Annotated in this window: 14 protein-coding genes; 1 reads left to right on the top strand and 13 read right to left on the bottom strand. The window is 58.3% G+C overall.

What is annotated here, in order from left to right:
* Nucleotides 1–86 precede the first annotated feature (86 nt).
* From M3A44_15800 to secA, 8 genes are all read right to left on the bottom strand, one after another.
* The gene (locus M3A44_15800) at nt 87–1,268 is read right to left on the bottom strand and encodes a glycosyltransferase family 4 protein (protein ID MEQ6343063.1); all 1,182 of its coding nucleotides are present in this window, start codon (nt 1,266–1,268) and stop codon (nt 87–89) included.
* Between the two features lie 23 nt (nt 1,269–1,291).
* Complete coding sequence (gene gmhB, locus M3A44_15795) at nt 1,292–1,858, bottom strand: D-glycero-beta-D-manno-heptose 1,7-bisphosphate 7-phosphatase (protein MEQ6343062.1); 567 nt, start codon at nt 1,856–1,858, stop codon at nt 1,292–1,294.
* A 33-nt stretch (nt 1,859–1,891) separates the two neighbouring features.
* Nucleotides 1,892–2,479 (bottom strand): SIS domain-containing protein, encoded by a 588-nt coding sequence (locus M3A44_15790; GenBank protein ID MEQ6343061.1) that lies wholly within the window; start codon nt 2,477–2,479, stop codon nt 1,892–1,894.
* Nucleotides 2,476–3,417 carry an ADP-glyceromanno-heptose 6-epimerase gene (rfaD, locus tag M3A44_15785; protein ID MEQ6343060.1) on the bottom strand — a complete coding sequence of 314 codons (942 nt, stop codon included), beginning with the start codon at nt 3,415–3,417 and terminating at the stop codon, nt 2,476–2,478. The genes M3A44_15790 and rfaD overlap by 4 nt, the downstream gene beginning before the upstream one ends.
* The gene (hldE, locus tag M3A44_15780) at nt 3,414–4,868 is read right to left on the bottom strand and encodes a bifunctional D-glycero-beta-D-manno-heptose-7-phosphate kinase/D-glycero-beta-D-manno-heptose 1-phosphate adenylyltransferase HldE (GenBank protein ID MEQ6343059.1); all 1,455 of its coding nucleotides are present in this window, start codon (nt 4,866–4,868) and stop codon (nt 3,414–3,416) included. The genes rfaD and hldE overlap by 4 nt, the downstream gene beginning before the upstream one ends.
* 82 nt (nt 4,869–4,950) lie before the next feature.
* Complete coding sequence (gene lpxL / locus M3A44_15775) at nt 4,951–5,865, bottom strand: LpxL/LpxP family Kdo(2)-lipid IV(A) lauroyl/palmitoleoyl acyltransferase (protein ID MEQ6343058.1); 915 nt, start codon at nt 5,863–5,865, stop codon at nt 4,951–4,953.
* Nucleotides 5,866–6,088: 223 nt separating this feature from the next.
* Entirely contained in the window at nt 6,089–7,303 is a 1,215-nt protein-coding gene (gene argJ / locus M3A44_15770; GenBank protein MEQ6343057.1) for a bifunctional glutamate N-acetyltransferase/amino-acid acetyltransferase ArgJ, read from the bottom strand.
* Between the two features lie 73 nt (nt 7,304–7,376).
* Entirely contained in the window at nt 7,377–10,085 is a 2,709-nt protein-coding gene (gene secA, locus M3A44_15765; GenBank protein ID MEQ6343056.1) for a preprotein translocase subunit SecA, read from the bottom strand.
* Between the two features lie 128 nt (nt 10,086–10,213).
* On the opposite strand from secA, the gene M3A44_15760 reads away from it, so the two are divergent.
* Nucleotides 10,214–10,669 (top strand): DUF721 domain-containing protein, encoded by a 456-nt coding sequence (locus M3A44_15760; protein MEQ6343055.1) that lies wholly within the window; start codon nt 10,214–10,216, stop codon nt 10,667–10,669.
* A 9-nt stretch (nt 10,670–10,678) separates the two neighbouring features.
* Here the strand turns inward: M3A44_15760 and lpxC are convergent, their stop codons facing one another.
* The 5 genes from lpxC to M3A44_15735 form a co-directional block, all read right to left on the bottom strand.
* Nucleotides 10,679–11,593, bottom strand: a complete 915-nt coding sequence (gene lpxC, locus M3A44_15755) for a UDP-3-O-acyl-N-acetylglucosamine deacetylase (GenBank protein MEQ6343054.1) — start codon at nt 11,591–11,593, stop codon at nt 10,679–10,681.
* Nucleotides 11,594–11,754: 161 nt separating this feature from the next.
* A complete protein-coding gene (gene ftsZ, locus M3A44_15750; GenBank protein MEQ6343053.1) occupies nt 11,755–12,975 on the bottom strand; it encodes a cell division protein FtsZ in 1,221 nt (406 codons plus the stop codon).
* Nucleotides 12,976–13,056: 81 nt separating this feature from the next.
* Nucleotides 13,057–14,292: a cell division protein FtsA gene (ftsA, locus tag M3A44_15745; protein MEQ6343052.1), complete on the bottom strand. Its 1,236-nt coding sequence runs from the start codon at nt 14,290–14,292 to the stop codon at nt 13,057–13,059.
* Nucleotides 14,293–14,393: 101 nt separating this feature from the next.
* The gene (locus M3A44_15740) at nt 14,394–15,158 is read right to left on the bottom strand and encodes a cell division protein FtsQ/DivIB (GenBank protein ID MEQ6343051.1); all 765 of its coding nucleotides are present in this window, start codon (nt 15,156–15,158) and stop codon (nt 14,394–14,396) included.
* A gap of 21 nt (nt 15,159–15,179) precedes the next feature.
* Nucleotides 15,180–16,106: a D-alanine--D-alanine ligase gene (locus M3A44_15735; GenBank protein MEQ6343050.1), complete on the bottom strand. Its 927-nt coding sequence runs from the start codon at nt 16,104–16,106 to the stop codon at nt 15,180–15,182.
* Nucleotide 16,107: the final 1 nt, after the last annotated feature.

Genomic DNA, 16,107 nt, shown 5'->3' with positions numbered 1-16,107 from the left:
TGCGACGGAGGCCGGTTTTGCGTAGGGCAAGAAATGCTGAGTGTAGTGTGCTTGTTGCAAGGGATGATTTATTCACGGATAGGCTCTCAATCCACAGAGACTGGAATGGTTTCTGCCAGCACAGGCTGAGAGGCATCGTTTGACAATAACCGTTGATACAGTGCGATCAAGCGGTTTCCCATGTTTTCCAGGGTCAGGGAAGCCACTGACACCTGTGCTGCAGCGCCCATCGCCGCTGCTGTCTCACGGGATAACATTTTGCGCATTGAACTTACCAGGCTGTCGATATCCAAGGCATCGCAGACATAGCCGTTGCGGCCGTCAATAATCAAATCGGCGGCGCCGGATTTGAAACTGGTAATCAATGGCAGACCAGAAGCCATGGCTTCAAGCGCGACGTTAGGGAAGGGATCATAAAGTGTCGGCAATACCAACGCATCCGCCGCACCGTAAAACGGCGTGACATCGGCCTGCGGCCCCATGAAATGTACCCGCTGCTCTATTCCCAAACGCTTACTTTGCAGTTGGTAGTGTTTGGTATTTTTGTCCTTGCCAACCACCACCAGGTGGCTGTCTAAAGGCAGTCTCGACATGGCCTGCAACAGCGCTCCCAGACCCTTACGTGCGAATCCAGAACCTACAAAAAGAAACACTGTGGCCGCTTCGGGGATGGCGTAGCACTCGCGTAGCGTATTACGATGAAGCACCTTCAGATTCGGGTGAAAAGTTTGCGTGTCAACTCCGCTATAGATCACTTCGATCTTATGGTCTGGCAGTCCGAAATTTTCCTGGATCTCACGCTTGACCATCATGGAGTTGCATATCACCATCCGCAAACGCGGGCTTGAAAACAAACGGCGCTCGGCGGAGAGCACATAACGGTGATAAGGACTCAACCATAACTGTAGGCGACGCGACAGGGATATGACGCGCACCCATTGCTTGAGCCATTCACTGTGCACGCCGTCACCTGCTCGGTAAATATCGCAACACGCGATACGCTCATGGGACTGTACAAGGCTCCCTGTCACGCTTTGCAGTGTTTTACAGACGCGCCGGGCAAATCCCCAATCACGCCAAAGTCTCCCCATATAGAAAGGATTGCATGGCAGCACACTGACACCTTCTTGTGCTTGCCATTTTCGCGTAATCAGTGTTACTTCTACTCCTTGCGCCCTCAATGCACCCAGCGCGCGCGCCACGAAGCGCTCCGCGCCCCCGTGAGGAGTATAGCGTTGGCGCACCAGCGTGATGTTAAGCGGATTCATGAAGGATCGTGAAGCCTATGGCGTCACGCAGAGTGGATCGAGCATTCATTGCTTAATATAAACCTTGCCGCAGCTAACAAATCCGCAACATAAGGTACCCGGCTATCAATCAAGTTACGTTCATTGGAGCCATACCCTGTGGCGACCATGACAGGATGGACACCCGCGGCCAGGGCAGCTTCGATATCGCTGGCTTTATCGCCGATCATATAAGAATGAGCGAGGTCTATGTCCCAATCCCGCTGGGCCTCCAGTATCATCCCAGGGGCGGGTTTGCGACAGTCACATTCCCGGTTATCGCCAAATTCCGGATGATGGGGGCAATAATAATAACCGTCGACCTTTACGTTTTTACTTTCCAATACGCGTGTCACCGATGCGTGCAGTTTTTCGATATCGTCAGCGCCGTAAAAACCCCGCGCAACACCGGCCTGATTGGAAATGACGATCACGAGGAATCCCGCTTCATTAAACATGCGAATCGCGTCAACGGCGCCGGGAATCCACTCCCAGTCCTCGAACTTGAAGAGGTAGTTCTTCTCGACGTTGATGGTGCCGTCACGGTCAATGAAAATGGCGCGTCGCTGCATGAGGTTTCTTTATTGCCCAGGTTGAATCAAAAATCATTCACCAAAGAGCGCGGCTTCGACGCTCTCGCAGAGGGAATGTGCCAGCACGATGTGCAACTCCTGAATGGTACTGGTGCTCGTGCCGTTTGCCACAACGCAGTGATCAGCCATTGTCTTGGCCTGGCCACCATCCCTGCCGCAGAACGCGATACTCGGAAGGTTCATCGCCCGGCACTGTTCAAGCGCTCGCAGGATATTGGACGAGCGTCCCGAGGTGGTGAGGGCCAGGAAAACATCGTGATCACGCATCTTGCCGGCAACCTGCCGTGCAAACACCTCGTCATACCCATAGTCGTTGCCAATGGCGGTCAGGATTGAGCTGTCCACAGTGAGCGCCTCGGCGGGCATGGATGGACGATCCTTGCTGAGCCTGACGACAAATTCGGCCGCCAGGTGCTGGGCATCGGCAGCGGATCCGCCGTTACCGGCGATATAGAGGCGTCCGCCGTTCCGGTAGGCATTGACCACCACCTCTACCGCCCGGCCAAAGATCTCAAGCTGCGCGGCGTTGCCAAGAAATTCCTGCTTCGCCGCAATGGAGGCAATCAGGTTTCTTTTGAGTCTTTCGATGTGCGTCATCATGCGTTCAGCCACTGCAGGTATTCGCGCACGCCTTCGTCAACCGTTTTAAAAGATCCATCGTAACCCGCCGCGCGCAACGCGCCGATATCCGCTTCGGTAAAGCTCTGATAACAGCCGCGCAGTTTTTCAGGGAAGGGAATGTATTCGATCTCTCCCCGGCCATGCCAGGAAACGACGGCGCGCGCAACATCGTTAAAGGTTTGACTGCGGCCGGTGCCGAGATTGAAGATACCCGAATAGTCCGGGTGGTCCAAAAACCATAACTTGGCGGCACAAACATCCTCGACATAGACGAAATCGCGGCGCTGCTCGCCATTGCCGTAGCCATCACAACCCTCAAACAACTTGATCCGCCCTTCCGCCAGCAACTGGTTATTGAAGTGGTAGGCGACGCTGGCCATCGAACCCTTATGCTGCTCACGCGGGCCATAGACGTTGAAGTAACGCAGCCCCACCACCTGGCTTGCAGGGCGCGGGAGGAGACGTACATATTGATCGAACAAAAACTTTGAGTAGCCGTAGACGTTGAGTGGCGCCTCATGCTGGCGCTCCTCGCGGAACACCAGCCCGCCACCATAGACAGATGCCGACGAGGCATACACAAAAGGAAAGCGTCGATCCAGGCAATAGTGCAACAACGCCTTGGAGTACTCGTAATTATTACGCATCATATAGCGTCCGTCCCACTCCGTGGTGGATGAGCAGGCGCCGAGGTGAAACACGGCCTCCACTGGCGCAGCAAGTTCATGCCCCGTCGCCACTTTGGCCAGAAAGTCTTCCTTGTCCAGGTAATCCATGATTTCGCAATCGGCGAGATTTTTGAATTTCACGCCATTGCTGAGATTATCCACCACCAGCACATCACTCCGGCCACGCGCATTGAGCGCCCTGACCAGATTGCTTCCAATAAAGCCGGCGCCACCAGTCACAATAATCACTGTGAATCTCCTCGTTCCTTGCGGATGGTTTCGATAATATTGGTAGTCGAACAGCCTTCTTCATAATGAAGTATCAGCACCTGTCCGCCATTGGCGGTGACGCAGCCGTAGCCAGCCACCTCTTCAGCACGGTAGTCGCCACCCTTTACCAGACAATCGGGCACAACCCCGCAAATCAGGCGCTCCGGGGTATCTTCGGAAAACGGCACTACCCAGCTCACAGAAGCCAGGCCCGCCAGCACCGCCATGCGCCGTTCCAGGGAATTCACCGGGCGCCCGGCACCCTTCAGGCGCTGCACCGAGGCGTCATCGTTGACGGCCACGATCAGGTGGTCGCCGAGGCGTCGCGCCTGCTCCAGATAGGCCACATGGCCCGCATGCAGGATATCGAAACAACCATTGGTCATCACTACAGTCTCGCCATGCGCGCGCGCATCCTGTACCGCGATCAGGAGTTGCTCCTCCGTCATCACACCCCGCCCCGGCGCCTGACCATCGCGCAAGGCGCGCCGCAGTTCCGGTACGCTGACGGTGGCAGTGCCCAGCTTGCCGACGACGATCCCCGCCGCCAGATTGGCGAGCGCTGTCGCCGTACCGAGATCCTGCCCTGCTGCAAGCGCAGCCGCCAGCACCGAAATCACGGTATCGCCCGCACCGGTGACATCGTAAACCTCGCGCGCCTGTGCAGGCAGATGCAGCTCCTCGGCGCCCCCCTTGATCATATCCTGGCGCAGCAAGGTCATGCCATGCTCACCGCGCGTGATCAGCAATGCGCCAAAGTCGTGCGCCGCCATCAGCGCCTGCCCCTTATCCACCAGTTCGCGCTCGTCACGGCAATGTCCGACGACAGTCTCAAATTCCGACAGATTGGGCGTAATAAGAGTGGCGCCATGATACAGGCTGAAATCCTTGCCTTTTGGGTCCACCAACACCGGTTTTCCGGCTGCGCGGGCGGCGCTGATCAGTTGCCGCGCCTGGCGCAGGGCGCCCTTGCCGTAGTCGGACAAAACCACGACATCGGCATCCGGCAAGTGACGGAGGAAGTGTTCCAGCAGCAACGTAGCGTCAACATCCTGGGCGGCATCCTCGAAATCCAGGCGGATAAGTTGCTGATGCTGGCTCATTACGCGCAGCTTGGTGGTGGTGGCCAAACCAGGCTGACGCTGGAACAGGCATTCCACACCGGCCGCGCCCAGGCGCTGCTCAAGCGCCTCTGCCGCCGCATCCGCGCCGGTCAGACTGAGCACTAGCACACGCCCCCCCAACGCGGCGATATTCAGCGCCACGTTACCCGCCCCTCCGGGACGCTCCTCCACCTGCTCCACGCGCACTATCGGCACCGGGGCTTCAGGAGAAATGCGCGAGACGGGGCCGTGCCAGTAGCGGTCCAGCATTATATCGCCGACAACCAGAATGCGGCCGGACTCAAAGGAGGGTATCTCGATACGCATGTTTTTTTGATGATTCATGGGGTTATTGGCTTGCCAGACAGCATTATATATCTTTGGCAAAGCAGATGTTATTCCAAAGACATCAATAGACGCCCTTGCTGCCCGTTGGCCGTGACTTGAACCGGCGATGCACCCACAAATACTGCTCAGGGATGAGGCGCACCTGCGCCTCAAAAAGCGCGTTGATGCGCGCGGTATCCTTCTCAGCGTCACCGCTGGGGAAATTCTCTAATGCGGGCTGCAAGGTAATCCGGTAACCCTGGTCACCCGGCAGGCGCTCGGGAAAGATCGGAATCACCGATGCGTTGCCAAGACGCGCCAGCTCCGCCGTTGCTGTCATGGTCGCTGCCGACACACCGAAGAAGGGCACAAAGACACTATGGTTGCCCGAATAATCCTGGTCGGGTGAATACCACACCGCCTTGTTGTTCTTGAGCGCGCGCAGCATGGCGCGGATGTTGCCATGATCAATGACCGAGCCGTGCCGCTGGCGCGCACGGCGCATCACCTCTTCAAACAACGCATTGTTATGCGGGCGGTAGGTGGCATACAGCGGCACGCGCATGGCCAATAATGTTGTGGCAATTTCCACGGTGGTAAAGTGCGCCATGAGCAGGATCACCCCCCGTCCCTCATTCAGTGCCATATCGAGATGTTCCACCCCTTCCACATGCGCCAGAGGACGCAATCGCGCGGGCGACGCCCACCAGGACAGCACAATCTCCATCATACCCATGCCCAGCGACTCGAAGTGCCTGCGAAGCAGGTCGTAGCGCTGAGCATCGGTCAACTCCGGGAAACACAGCGCCAGATTGACGGAGGCGACATGCCGCCGATGCCCGGGCAGCGCCAGCAGCAACCTGCCCAGCATGCGACCCGCGCGCATCAACCAGGCATATGGCAGCCGGGCCAGGGACCACGTAATACCGAAGCCTATCCAGAGCGGCCAGTAACGGGGAGAAAGGAAACGGCTGGCGGGAAATGAGGTATCAGTCACGGGACAAGGATGATAACCAGCACAGAGCCGTTTGTAAAATCAGGACAATCAAGCGACTACCATGCGGACGGCAGTTTTTCATTGGTAATGGTCTTGCCTTCGATATATCTCCCCGGCCGTCGAAGGTATCGGCATCGGGGCTACAACTGCCTGAGTACTTATTACGAATTCCTTATGCCAATTCTCTCCAACATAGCAAAGTCCACCCACTGAAACGATTTTATCAGGTCCGGTATTCCGCGTTAATCCGCACGTAGTCATAGGAGAAATCACAGGTCCACACCCTGTCGTGATGTGTACCACGGCCAAGGTGGATTCGCACGGTGATTTCGTCACGCTTCATCACCTGCTGCCCCAGTTCCTCACGGTATTCAGGCGCGCGGCCGCCGTTGCGGACGATACAGACTTCATCAAGATAGATAGAGATTCGTCCAACATCCAGGCCAGCGAGCCCGGCGCGGCCCACGGCAGCGAGGATGCGGCCCCAGTTGGGGTCGCTGGCAAAGAATGCGGTTTTGACCAAAGGAGAATGGGCGACGGCATAGGCCACCAGCGCGCACTCATCAATGCTCCCGCCCTCTTGCACGTCGACAGTGATCAGCTTGGTAGCGCCTTCGCCATCACGGATGATGGCCTGCGCAAGCTCAGTGCAAACCTCGGCAACTGCCGCGCACAGCAGCTTATAGGCAGCACTGGATGTGCTGGCAATGGGCGCGAGCGTGCTTTTCCCTGTGGCGATCAGCACGCATGCGTCGTTGGTGGAGGTGTCGCCGTCCACGGTGATGCGGTTAAATGACACTGCCACCGCTTCGTTTAGGCATTGCTGCAAAAGCACGGGATCACAGGCCGCATCGGTGGCGACAAAGGCGAGCATGGTGGCCATGTCGGGACGGATCATGCCCGAGCCTTTGGCGATACCGGTGACGGTGACTGCCTGCCCGTCTATTAGCAGGTGGCGCGACGCGCCCTTGGGCACAGTGTCGGTGGTCATGATGCCGTGGGCGGCATCGTCCCAGCCCGCCTCATTCAGATTTGCGCAGGCCTCGGGCAACCCAGCAGCGATGCGCTGCACCGGTAAGGGCTCGCCGATCACGCCGGTGGAAAATGGCAGGACGGACTCGGGCACACACCCGACCTGTTGCGCCAGCGCGGCGCAACAGGCCAGAGCGTCACGCATGCCCTGTTCGCCAGTGCCGGCATTGGCGTTGCCGGTGTTGACCAGCAGGTAGCGGGCGGTAGCAAGATGATTGCGGGCCACGATCACCGGCGCGGCGCAGAAGGCGTTGCGCGTGAACACGGCGGCGCAACGCGCGCCCTCTGCCAGCTCCACCACCACCAGATCACGCCGCCCTGGCTTTTTGATACCTGCGCATGCCGTGCCGAGGCGGATGCCTGCTACCGGATGCATCTCTGGCAAACCTGTCAATCCTACCGCCACTATTTTGCCCTCCGGCCCTCTCCCCTGCCCTCTCCCGCAAAGCGGGAGAGGGGGAGTCAAAACATGAAATGGATTACACCAGCTTCCCATGACAATTTTTATACTTCTGACCCGAGCCGCACGGGCAAGGTTCGTTACGTCCGACCTTACGGCCTTCGCGTACGACAGGGGTGTGCTGATCCTCACCTATCGCTACTTCGTCTGCCCCATCCACAGCCATGGCGCTCACCTGCGCATGCTCAAAATGCATGGGGACATGCGAGCGGCGCTGCTCTTCGACGGCCTGCACATCTTCCTCGGCGCGAATCTGTACCCTGGAGAGGATGCTAATCACCTCGCGCTTGATGTTGCCCAGCATCATGCCAAACATCTCGAAGGCTTCGCGCTTGTACTCCTGTTTGGGATTTTTCTGGGCATAGCCGCGCAGATGGATACCCTGGCGAAGGTGATCCATCGCCGCCAGGTGATCCTTCCAGTGCGTATCCAGCACTTGCAGCATCACCGCCTTTTCAAAGTGGCGCATCACGGGGCTGCCCGCCTCGGCTTCCTTGGCGGCATAGGCCTTTTCCACCTCATCGCGAATGCGCTCGCGCAGCGTCTCTTCGTGCAGGTTTTCGTCGGCATGCAGCCATCCCGCGATATCAAGCTTCAGGCTGAACTCAGCCTCCAGCGCATCTTGCAAACCGGGGATATCCCACTGCTCGTCAAGGCTGTGCGGCGGAATGTACTGACTGATCAAGGCCTCCATCACATCGCCGCGTATCGCGGCAATGGTTTCGGACACATCATCGGACTCCATCAGGTGGTTGCGCTGCTCATAAATCACCTTGCGCTGATCGTTGGCGACATCGTCGTATTCCAGCAATTGCTTGCGGATATCGAAGTTGTGCCCTTCCACCTTGCGCTGGGCGTTTTCTATCGCCTTGCTGACCCAGGGATGCTCAATCGCCTCGCCTTCCTCCATGCCCAGTTTCTGCATGATCGCGGATACGCGGTCAGAGGCGAAAATGCGCATCAGGTTATCTTCCAGCGACAGGTAAAAGCGCGTCGAACCGGCATCGCCCTGCCGTCCCGAACGGCCGCGCAACTGGTTGTCGATGCGCCGCGACTCGTGACGCTCGGTGCCGATAATGTGCAACCCGCCCAGCGCCAGCACCTGGTCATGGCGCTTCTGCCATTCATCGCGCAGCCGCTGCACAGTTTGTTCATCGGGCTCTTTCAGCGCGGCAATCTCCGCCTCAAGACTACCGCCCAGCACGATGTCGGTACCGCGGCCCGCCATATTGGTAGCGATGGTCACTCCACCCGGACGCCCGGCCTGGGCTATGATCTCCGCCTCGCGGTCATGCTGCTTGGCGTTGAGCACCTCATGCTTGATTTTTTGCTCGGTGAGCAGGCGCGACAGGTGCTCGGATGACTCAATTGAGGCCGTACCCACCAGCACCGGCTGGCCACGCTCCCGGCATCCTTTGATATCTTCAATGATCGCGGTAAACTTTTCCTTGGCGGTAAGATAAATCAGATCGCCATGATCCTTGCGGATCATGGGCCGATTGGTGGGGATGACCACCACCTCCAGACCATAGATCTGCTGGAATTCATAGGCCTCGGTATCCGCCGTGCCGGTCATGCCCGCCAGTTTGTTATAAAGCCGGAAATAGTTCTGGAAGGTAATCGATGCCAGCGTCTGATTCTCATTCTGGATTGACACGCCTTCCTTCGCTTCTACCGCCTGGTGCAACCCATCTGACCAGCGGCGCCCCGGCATGATGCGGCCCGTGAATTCGTCGACGATGATCACCTCACCGTCCCGCACGATGTATTCGACATCGCGGTGGTAGAGCACATGCGCGCGCAAGGCCGCATTCAGGTGGTGCATCAGACTGATGTTGGCGGCGTCGTACAGACTCTCGCCTTCCTCCAGCAGTCCGGCCTTCAGTAACAATTCCTCGGCCTGCGCGTGACCTTCCTCGGTGAGATAGACCTGCCGCGCCTTTTCGTCCACGGAATAGTCGCCCGGCCCTTCCTCCACGTCCTGCTTGGTCAGCTTGGGAATAAGCACATTAATCTTTTTGTACATATCCGAGCTGTCTTCGGCAGGGCCGGAGATGATCAACGGCGTGCGTGCCTCGTCGATCAGGATCGAATCGACCTCGTCAATCACCGCATAATGCAGGGGACGCTGCACGCGGTCGGCGGGGCTGAACGCCATGTTGTCGCGCAGATAGTCAAATCCGAACTCGTTATTGGTACCGTAGGTGATGTCCGCCGCATACGCCTCGCGCTTGGTGGCGGAATCCTGCCCGGAGAGAATTACGCCCGTGGTCAACCCCAGGAAACTATAGAGCCTGCCCATCCAGGCGGAGTCGCGGCGCGCCAGGTAATCATTGACCGTCACCACATGCACGCCATTGCCAGCCAAGGCATTCAGGTAGACAGGAAGTGTCCCGACCAGGGTTTTACCCTCGCCAGTGCGCATCTCGGCAATCTTGCCATCGTGCAGCGTCATGCCGCCGACTAATTGCACGTCGAAGTGACGCATGTTCATGACACGCTTGCCCGCCTCGCGCACCGTGGCGAAGGCTTCCGGCAACAAGGCGTCAAGAGCCTCGCCCTTGGCAAGCCGCTGCCGAAACTCTTCGGTCTTGGCGCGCAACGCGTCATCGGACAGGACCGTATACTGAGGCTCAAGCGCGTTGATGCGCGCCACAGTGCTTTGCATGGCTTTTATGAGCCGCTCATTGCGGCTGCCAAAAATTTTGCTCAGGAATTTGGTGACCATGGGATAATCAATTCAGAAATCGGAGGATGGGGAAAGGAGCTAGAAGTCTGTCTGACTTAGGTAGACTCCTAGGATAAAGGCTCCCAGTCTATATTATGTTTTCGTTTACATCGCAATCATTAAAAAACATGCCAATCAAGACACCTAAACGCATAGCCGGTCTGCTGGCGGGAAGCCATGACATACTCCAGCCGCTACTCGCCCGCGCCAAGCGGCTAGAGCAGTTGAACCACGCCTTGCGCAGCCAGCTTCCACCGCCGCTAAATCAGCACTGCCAGGTGGCAAACATCCGGGGTGATACGCTGGTATTGCATGCCGACTCATCCGCTTGGGCGCTGAAGCTGCGTTATAGCGTGCCCGTCATGCTTGCACAACTGCAAAAGCAACCGGCCCTACAGCACCTGCGCGGCATCGACATCAAGGTCAGGCCCGCCAGCATAGCCGCTGCCCCGGCAGAAAAACCAAGGCGCGCGCACATGTCCGGGGACACCGCCAGCCTGCTTGACAGTATGGCCGATGCCATCGCCCACCCCAGACTCCAGGCCGCACTGCACCGTCTGGCGCGGCATGGAAAACAACGCTAAATCAATTGCTCAACCCGCCGTCACCGGCTGCAGGAATGATATGGGTGCGGACTTGTTGCCTTCTTCAAAAGTCACCAGTTCCCAGGCCTTTTCGTTGGCCATCAGCGCGCGCAACAGACGATTGTTCAATTGGTGCCCCGACTTGTAGCCGCTGAACGCGCCGATCAGGCTGTGCCCCAGCAAGTAGAGGTCGCCCACGGCGTCCAGCACCTTGTGCTTGACGAATTCGTCCTCGTAACGCAGGCCATCTTCGTTGAGGATGCGGTAGTCATCCACGACAATCGCGTTATCGGGGCTGCCACCCAATGCCAGCTTGTTTTTGCGCAGCATCTCTATGTCGCGCATAAAACCGAAGGTGCGGGCCCGGCTGACTTCCTTGACAAACGAGGTCGTGGAGAAATCCACAACCACCTCTTGAGGACGCCCCTTGAAGGCGGGGTGGTCGAAGTCAATGCTGAACGAAACCTTAAAGCCATCAAAAGGATCGAAGCGGGCCCACTTGTCGCCATCCTGAACAAGCACGGACTCCTTGATGCGAATAAAGCGCTTGGGCGCATTCTGCTCTACCACGCCAGCCGACTGGATGAGGAACACAAAGGGGCCGGCACTGCCATCCATGATTGGCACCTCAGGCGCGCTGATGTCGATATAGGCATTGTCGATCCCCAGACCCGCCAGCGCCGACAACAGATGCTCCACGGTGGAAACAGACGCAGCACCGCTACCCAGCGTTGTGGATAAACGGGTATCGCCGACGTTGTCCGGGGAGGCGTGGATTTCCACCGGCGGATCAAGATCCACGCGGCGAAACACGATGCCCGCATCGGCAGCGGCAGGACGAAGTGTCAGATAAACCTTTTCGCCGGTGTGCAAACCAACACCTGTGGCCCTGATGACGTTCTTTAATGTGCGCTGCTTGATCATGCTAACAATACCACGATATCCATACACGATAGCCTACCCTGCCCCACCATCATGGAGGGACACCGCAAACCTTCTTTGGCGTCATGTTATCACAGCGCAAGAAGCCCTGCCTAGTAAAAACAACCCTGGCTACTGGCCGGTACTCCGGCCAGTGCAGCCCGTCAATCCGCCTGCCGGCGCAGAAACGCAGGGATATCCAGGTAATCCAGATTGGAGTCCAGATTGATCGCCTGCGCATGACGCCCGGACACGGCCTGGTTGCGCATTACTGTCGGACGGTCCAGCTTGCCGTAATCAATGTCGCCCATGCCAAATCCAGCATTTTGGTCGCTGGAATAGCCGCTCTGCGCACTGTTGTGCCCGGCGCTTAGTCCGGCGACACTCTGGTAAACCAGCTTGACCGGCTTTTCGGTAATTTCCTCGCGTCCGCCCAGCCCGGTTGCAACTACGGTGACACGCAGCTCGCCAGCCACCATATCAGGATCGATCACCGTGCCCACCACCACGGTGGCGTTCTCCGAGGCAAACTCTTTGATGATATTGCCGACCTCTTCAAATTCACCAATGGACATGTCCAGGCCGGCAGTGACGTTCACCAGGATGCCGCGTGCGCCGGACAGATTGATGTCTTCCAGTAGCGGGCTGGCAACGGCGGCCTCGGCGGCGCGTCTTGCGCGATCAGCGCCGCTGGCGGAACCCGAGCCCATCATGCCCATGCCCATCTCGGACATCACGGTGCGCACGTCGGCAAAGTCGACGTTGATCAGGCCGGGGCGTGTTATCAGCTCCGCGATGCCCTGCACAGCGCCCAACAAGACGTTGTTCGCCGACTTGAAGGCATCGAGCAGGGATACGCCCTTGCCCAGCACGGAGAGCAGTTTTTCGTTGGGGATAGTGATCAACGAATCGACATGTTGCGCCAGCTCCTTGATACCGGCTTGCGCTACCTTCATGCGCTTGGCGCCTTCGAAGGGGAACGGCTTGGTCACCACTGCCACAGTCAGGATACCCATTTCCCTTGCAATCTGTGCCACGATAGGCGCAGCGCCGGTGCCGGTGCCGCCGCCCATGCCCGCGGTGATAAACAGCATGTCGGTCCCTTCGATCAGCTCCATGATACGGTCACGATCTTCCAGCGCCGCCTGTCTGCCGACATCGGGATTGGCGCCCGCGCCCAGCCCTTTGGTCATGCTGCCGCCCAGTTGCAGCACGGTGCGCGCCGAGGATTTTTTCAGCGCCTGCGCGTCGGTATTGGCGCAGATGAAATCGACGCCATCGATGCTCGCCACCACCATATGCTCAACAGCATTACCGCCACCGCCACCCACACCGATAACCTTGATTACTGCGTTTTGACTGTATGCATCCATTAATTCAAACATGATCTTATCTCCTAAATAGCCCGCCAAATGAACTGTCATTACCACAGAGACACCGAAAACTCCGTGGCCACACCCTTGAAACTAAAAACTCCCCTGAAACCAGCCCCTCATCCTTTCCCACATGTTCTTGACGCCCTCTTTCACCTTCGCTTCACTGCCACGCCCATGGCGCTGCTGGCAACCGAACAGCAGCAGTCCGACACCCGTGGCATGAATCGGATTGCGCACCACATCCACCAACCCCACGACATTTTGCGGAACCCCCAGGCGTACCGGCATGTGGAAAATTTCCTCGGCGAGCTCGACCACGCCTTCCATCTTGGACGTGCCGCCAGTCAGCACAATGCCGGCGGCAATCAGGCCTTCAAATCCGCTACGCCGCAGTTCGGCCTGAACCAGGCTCAACAATTCTTCATAGCGCGGCTCAATCACTTCGGCCAAGGTCTGGCGCGCCAGACGGCGCGATGGGCGCTCTCCGACGCCGGGCACTTCGATGGTTTCATTGACGCTGGCCAGTTGCCGCAGCGCGCAGCCGTATTTGATCTTGATGTCCTCGGCAAACTGGGTGGGCGTGCGCAGCGCCACGGCAATATCATTGGTCACCTGATCGCCGGCGATGGGTATCACTGCCGTATGGCGAATCGCACCGTCGGTAAAAATGGCAATGTCCGTGGTACCGCCGCCAATATCGACCAGGCACACGCCCAGCTCTTTTTCATCTTCTGTCAATACGGCGTAGCTGGAGGCGAGCTGCTCGAGGATGACGTCGTCTACCTCAAGACCGCAGCGCCGCACGCATTTCTCGATATTCTGCGCCGCGCTCACCGCGCCGGTAACGATGTGTACCTTGGCCTCAAGGCGCACGCCCGACATGCCAATGGGCTCGCGGATGCCCTCCTGGTGATCGATAATGAATTCCTGCGGCAGGATATGCAGGATCTTCTGGTCGGCAGGAATCGCCACCGCGCGCGCGGCGTCGATAACGCGGTCGACATCGGCCTGCGTCACTTCCTGGTCACGTATCGCCACGATGCCATGCGAATTGAGGCTGCGGATGTGACTGCCCGCGATGCCCGCATAGACGGAGTGAATCTGGCAGCCCGCCATCAGCTCCGCCTCTTCCACGGCGCGCTGGATGGATTGCACGGTGGACTCAATATTCACCACCACGCCCTTTTTCAGGCCGCGTGACGGATGCGAGCCGATGCCGATGATATCGACCCTCCCCTCCGGCGTAATCTCGCACACAATCGCCACCACCTTGGAGGTGCCGATATCGAGACCTACGATCAAATCTTTGTCAGACTTCTTGGACATTTAAATCTTTTACCCCTGATTAAACCCGTTGTGTTGCTGCGCAACGCTTGGCGGGTTACGCAAAAAAACGCTAACCCACCCTGCATTTGCGCCATTCCGCTTCATACTTTCTTCCAGCGCACCGCAAATCCGTTCGTGTACCGCAGATCCACCTCGCCGATATCCGCCGCGCGTGCTGCCAGCGCTATCGGATAGATGCGTGCGAAACGTGTCAGGCGCGCATCGTCCGCAACGTGGCCCAACACCAGCAGGGCACTGTTATCCAACTCGATCCGCCAGGAGCGGCGATCATCCAGCGATACGCGGCTGACATGCAGCGCGAGTGGCCTTAAGGTCTTATCGATATCCCGATAACGCGCGGCGACCCTAGTCTCGCTGCCTTGCGGTCCCTGCAACTCAGGCAACCCTGCCGGATAACCCGCCGCAGGCGGAAAGAACAGCGCGCCCTGGCTGTTGACCAATCCGCCACTGCCCCAACGCGCCACGGGCAGATGTTCCACGACGGCAATCTGCAGCGTATCCGGCCAGACTCGGCGCACGCTGACGGAATTCACCCACGGCAAGCGCAGCACGGCATCCCTGACTGCGTCGACATCGACATTGAAAAACCCTCCCGCCGTATACGCGGACGCCGCCTGCTGCAACTGTTGTGTACTCAGGTGGTGAAATTGGCCTTCAACCTTCACCGCCGCAATTGGCAAGGTGCGTGGATCATCCAGCTTCACCCAGCCCCACGCCGCCAACCCGCACAACATCACGCCCAGCGCCGCCATGACGATCACGCGGGCATTGATGCGCGCTCGCCAACCGCCGTCGGCTTGAACCGGCTCGATGCGTCGATTGGTTTTAGGACGTTTGCTGAACATAATCGTTCGAAATCTCTTTCCTTAGCTTGATTGCAGCGTTGTTTCCAACACCTGCCATACCAGTTCGTCAAACTCGATTCCGGCGACACGGGCCGCCATCGGCACCAGGCTGTGGCTGGTCATGCCGGGCGAGGTATTCATCTCCAGAAAATAGGGGTTACCCTGGTGGTCGATGATGAGGTCTACCCGCGCCCAGCCATGGCACCCCAGCACGCGGAAAGCGCGCAGCACGACGTCGTGCAGGCGGCTCTCTTCTTCGGCGGGAAGGCCCGGGCAGTAGTAGCGTGTATCGTCGCGGAAATACTTGGCCTGGTAATCATAAAATTCGCACGGTGTTTCTATACGGATCGAAGGCAGTACGCGATCGCCCAGGATGGGGAACTGTACTTCTTGCCCTTCGATAAACTGTTCCGCGAGCACCAGACTGTCATGTTGCGACGCCACGCGCCAGGCTTCCACGAGCTGATCGGCACGGGTCACTTTGGCGATACCGATGCTGGATCCCTCGGTAGCTGGTTTGACGAAAATCGGCAATCCGAGCTGGTGCGCGACGGCCTCGGGGTCGAACCCTTCCTCCAGCAGGACATAGCGTGGCGTGGGAACGCCTGTGGCCTGCCACACCAACTTGGTGCGCCACTTGTCCATCGCCAGCGCGCTCGCCAACACGCCACTGCCGGTATAAGGAATGTCCATGAGTTCCAGTGCGCCCTGGATGGTGCCGTCTTCGCCGTAGCGTCCGTGCAATATGATGAAGGCACGGTCATAGCCGCGCAGTTCAGCCAGATCACGTTCGGCGGGATCAAAGGGATGGGCATCTACACCACGGCTGCGCAGTCCATCAAGCACGGCGTTGCCGCTCATCAGCGAAACTTCGCGTTCGGCGGAGCGGCCGCCCAGCAATACTGCAACCTTGCCGAAATCCGCTGGATTATTGGTCTTGTGCGTCATG

The organism is Gammaproteobacteria bacterium, assembly GCA_040183005.1.
Classification (GTDB): Bacteria; Pseudomonadota; Gammaproteobacteria.
Note: the sequence above shows the minus strand (reverse complement) of the source record. Positions and strands in the feature narration are given on the sequence as shown.

What these genes read in the sequence shown, in the direction of transcription:
- M3A44_15800 (MEQ6343063.1), bottom strand. Translation starts at nt 1,268, where the DNA reads ATGAATCCGCTTAACATCACGCTGGTGCGCCAACGCTATACTCCTCAC.
- gmhB (MEQ6343062.1), bottom strand. Translation starts at nt 1,858, where the DNA reads ATGCAGCGACGCGCCATTTTCATTGACCGTGACGGCACCATCAACGTC.
- M3A44_15790 (MEQ6343061.1), bottom strand. Translation starts at nt 2,479, where the DNA reads ATGATGACGCACATCGAAAGACTCAAAAGAAACCTGATTGCCTCCATT.
- hldE (MEQ6343059.1), bottom strand. Translation starts at nt 4,868, where the DNA reads ATGCGTATCGAGATACCCTCCTTTGAGTCCGGCCGCATTCTGGTTGTC.
- secA (MEQ6343056.1), bottom strand. Translation starts at nt 10,085, where the DNA reads ATGGTCACCAAATTCCTGAGCAAAATTTTTGGCAGCCGCAATGAGCGG.
- M3A44_15760 (MEQ6343055.1), top strand. Translation starts at nt 10,214, where the DNA reads ATGCCAATCAAGACACCTAAACGCATAGCCGGTCTGCTGGCGGGAAGC.
- lpxC (MEQ6343054.1), bottom strand. Translation starts at nt 11,593, where the DNA reads ATGATCAAGCAGCGCACATTAAAGAACGTCATCAGGGCCACAGGTGTT.
- ftsZ (MEQ6343053.1), bottom strand. Translation starts at nt 12,975, where the DNA reads ATGTTTGAATTAATGGATGCATACAGTCAAAACGCAGTAATCAAGGTT.
- ftsA (MEQ6343052.1), bottom strand. Translation starts at nt 14,292, where the DNA reads ATGTCCAAGAAGTCTGACAAAGATTTGATCGTAGGTCTCGATATCGGC.
- M3A44_15740 (MEQ6343051.1), bottom strand. Translation starts at nt 15,158, where the DNA reads ATGTTCAGCAAACGTCCTAAAACCAATCGACGCATCGAGCCGGTTCAA.
- M3A44_15735 (MEQ6343050.1), bottom strand. Translation starts at nt 16,106, where the DNA reads ATGACGCACAAGACCAATAATCCAGCGGATTTCGGCAAGGTTGCAGTA.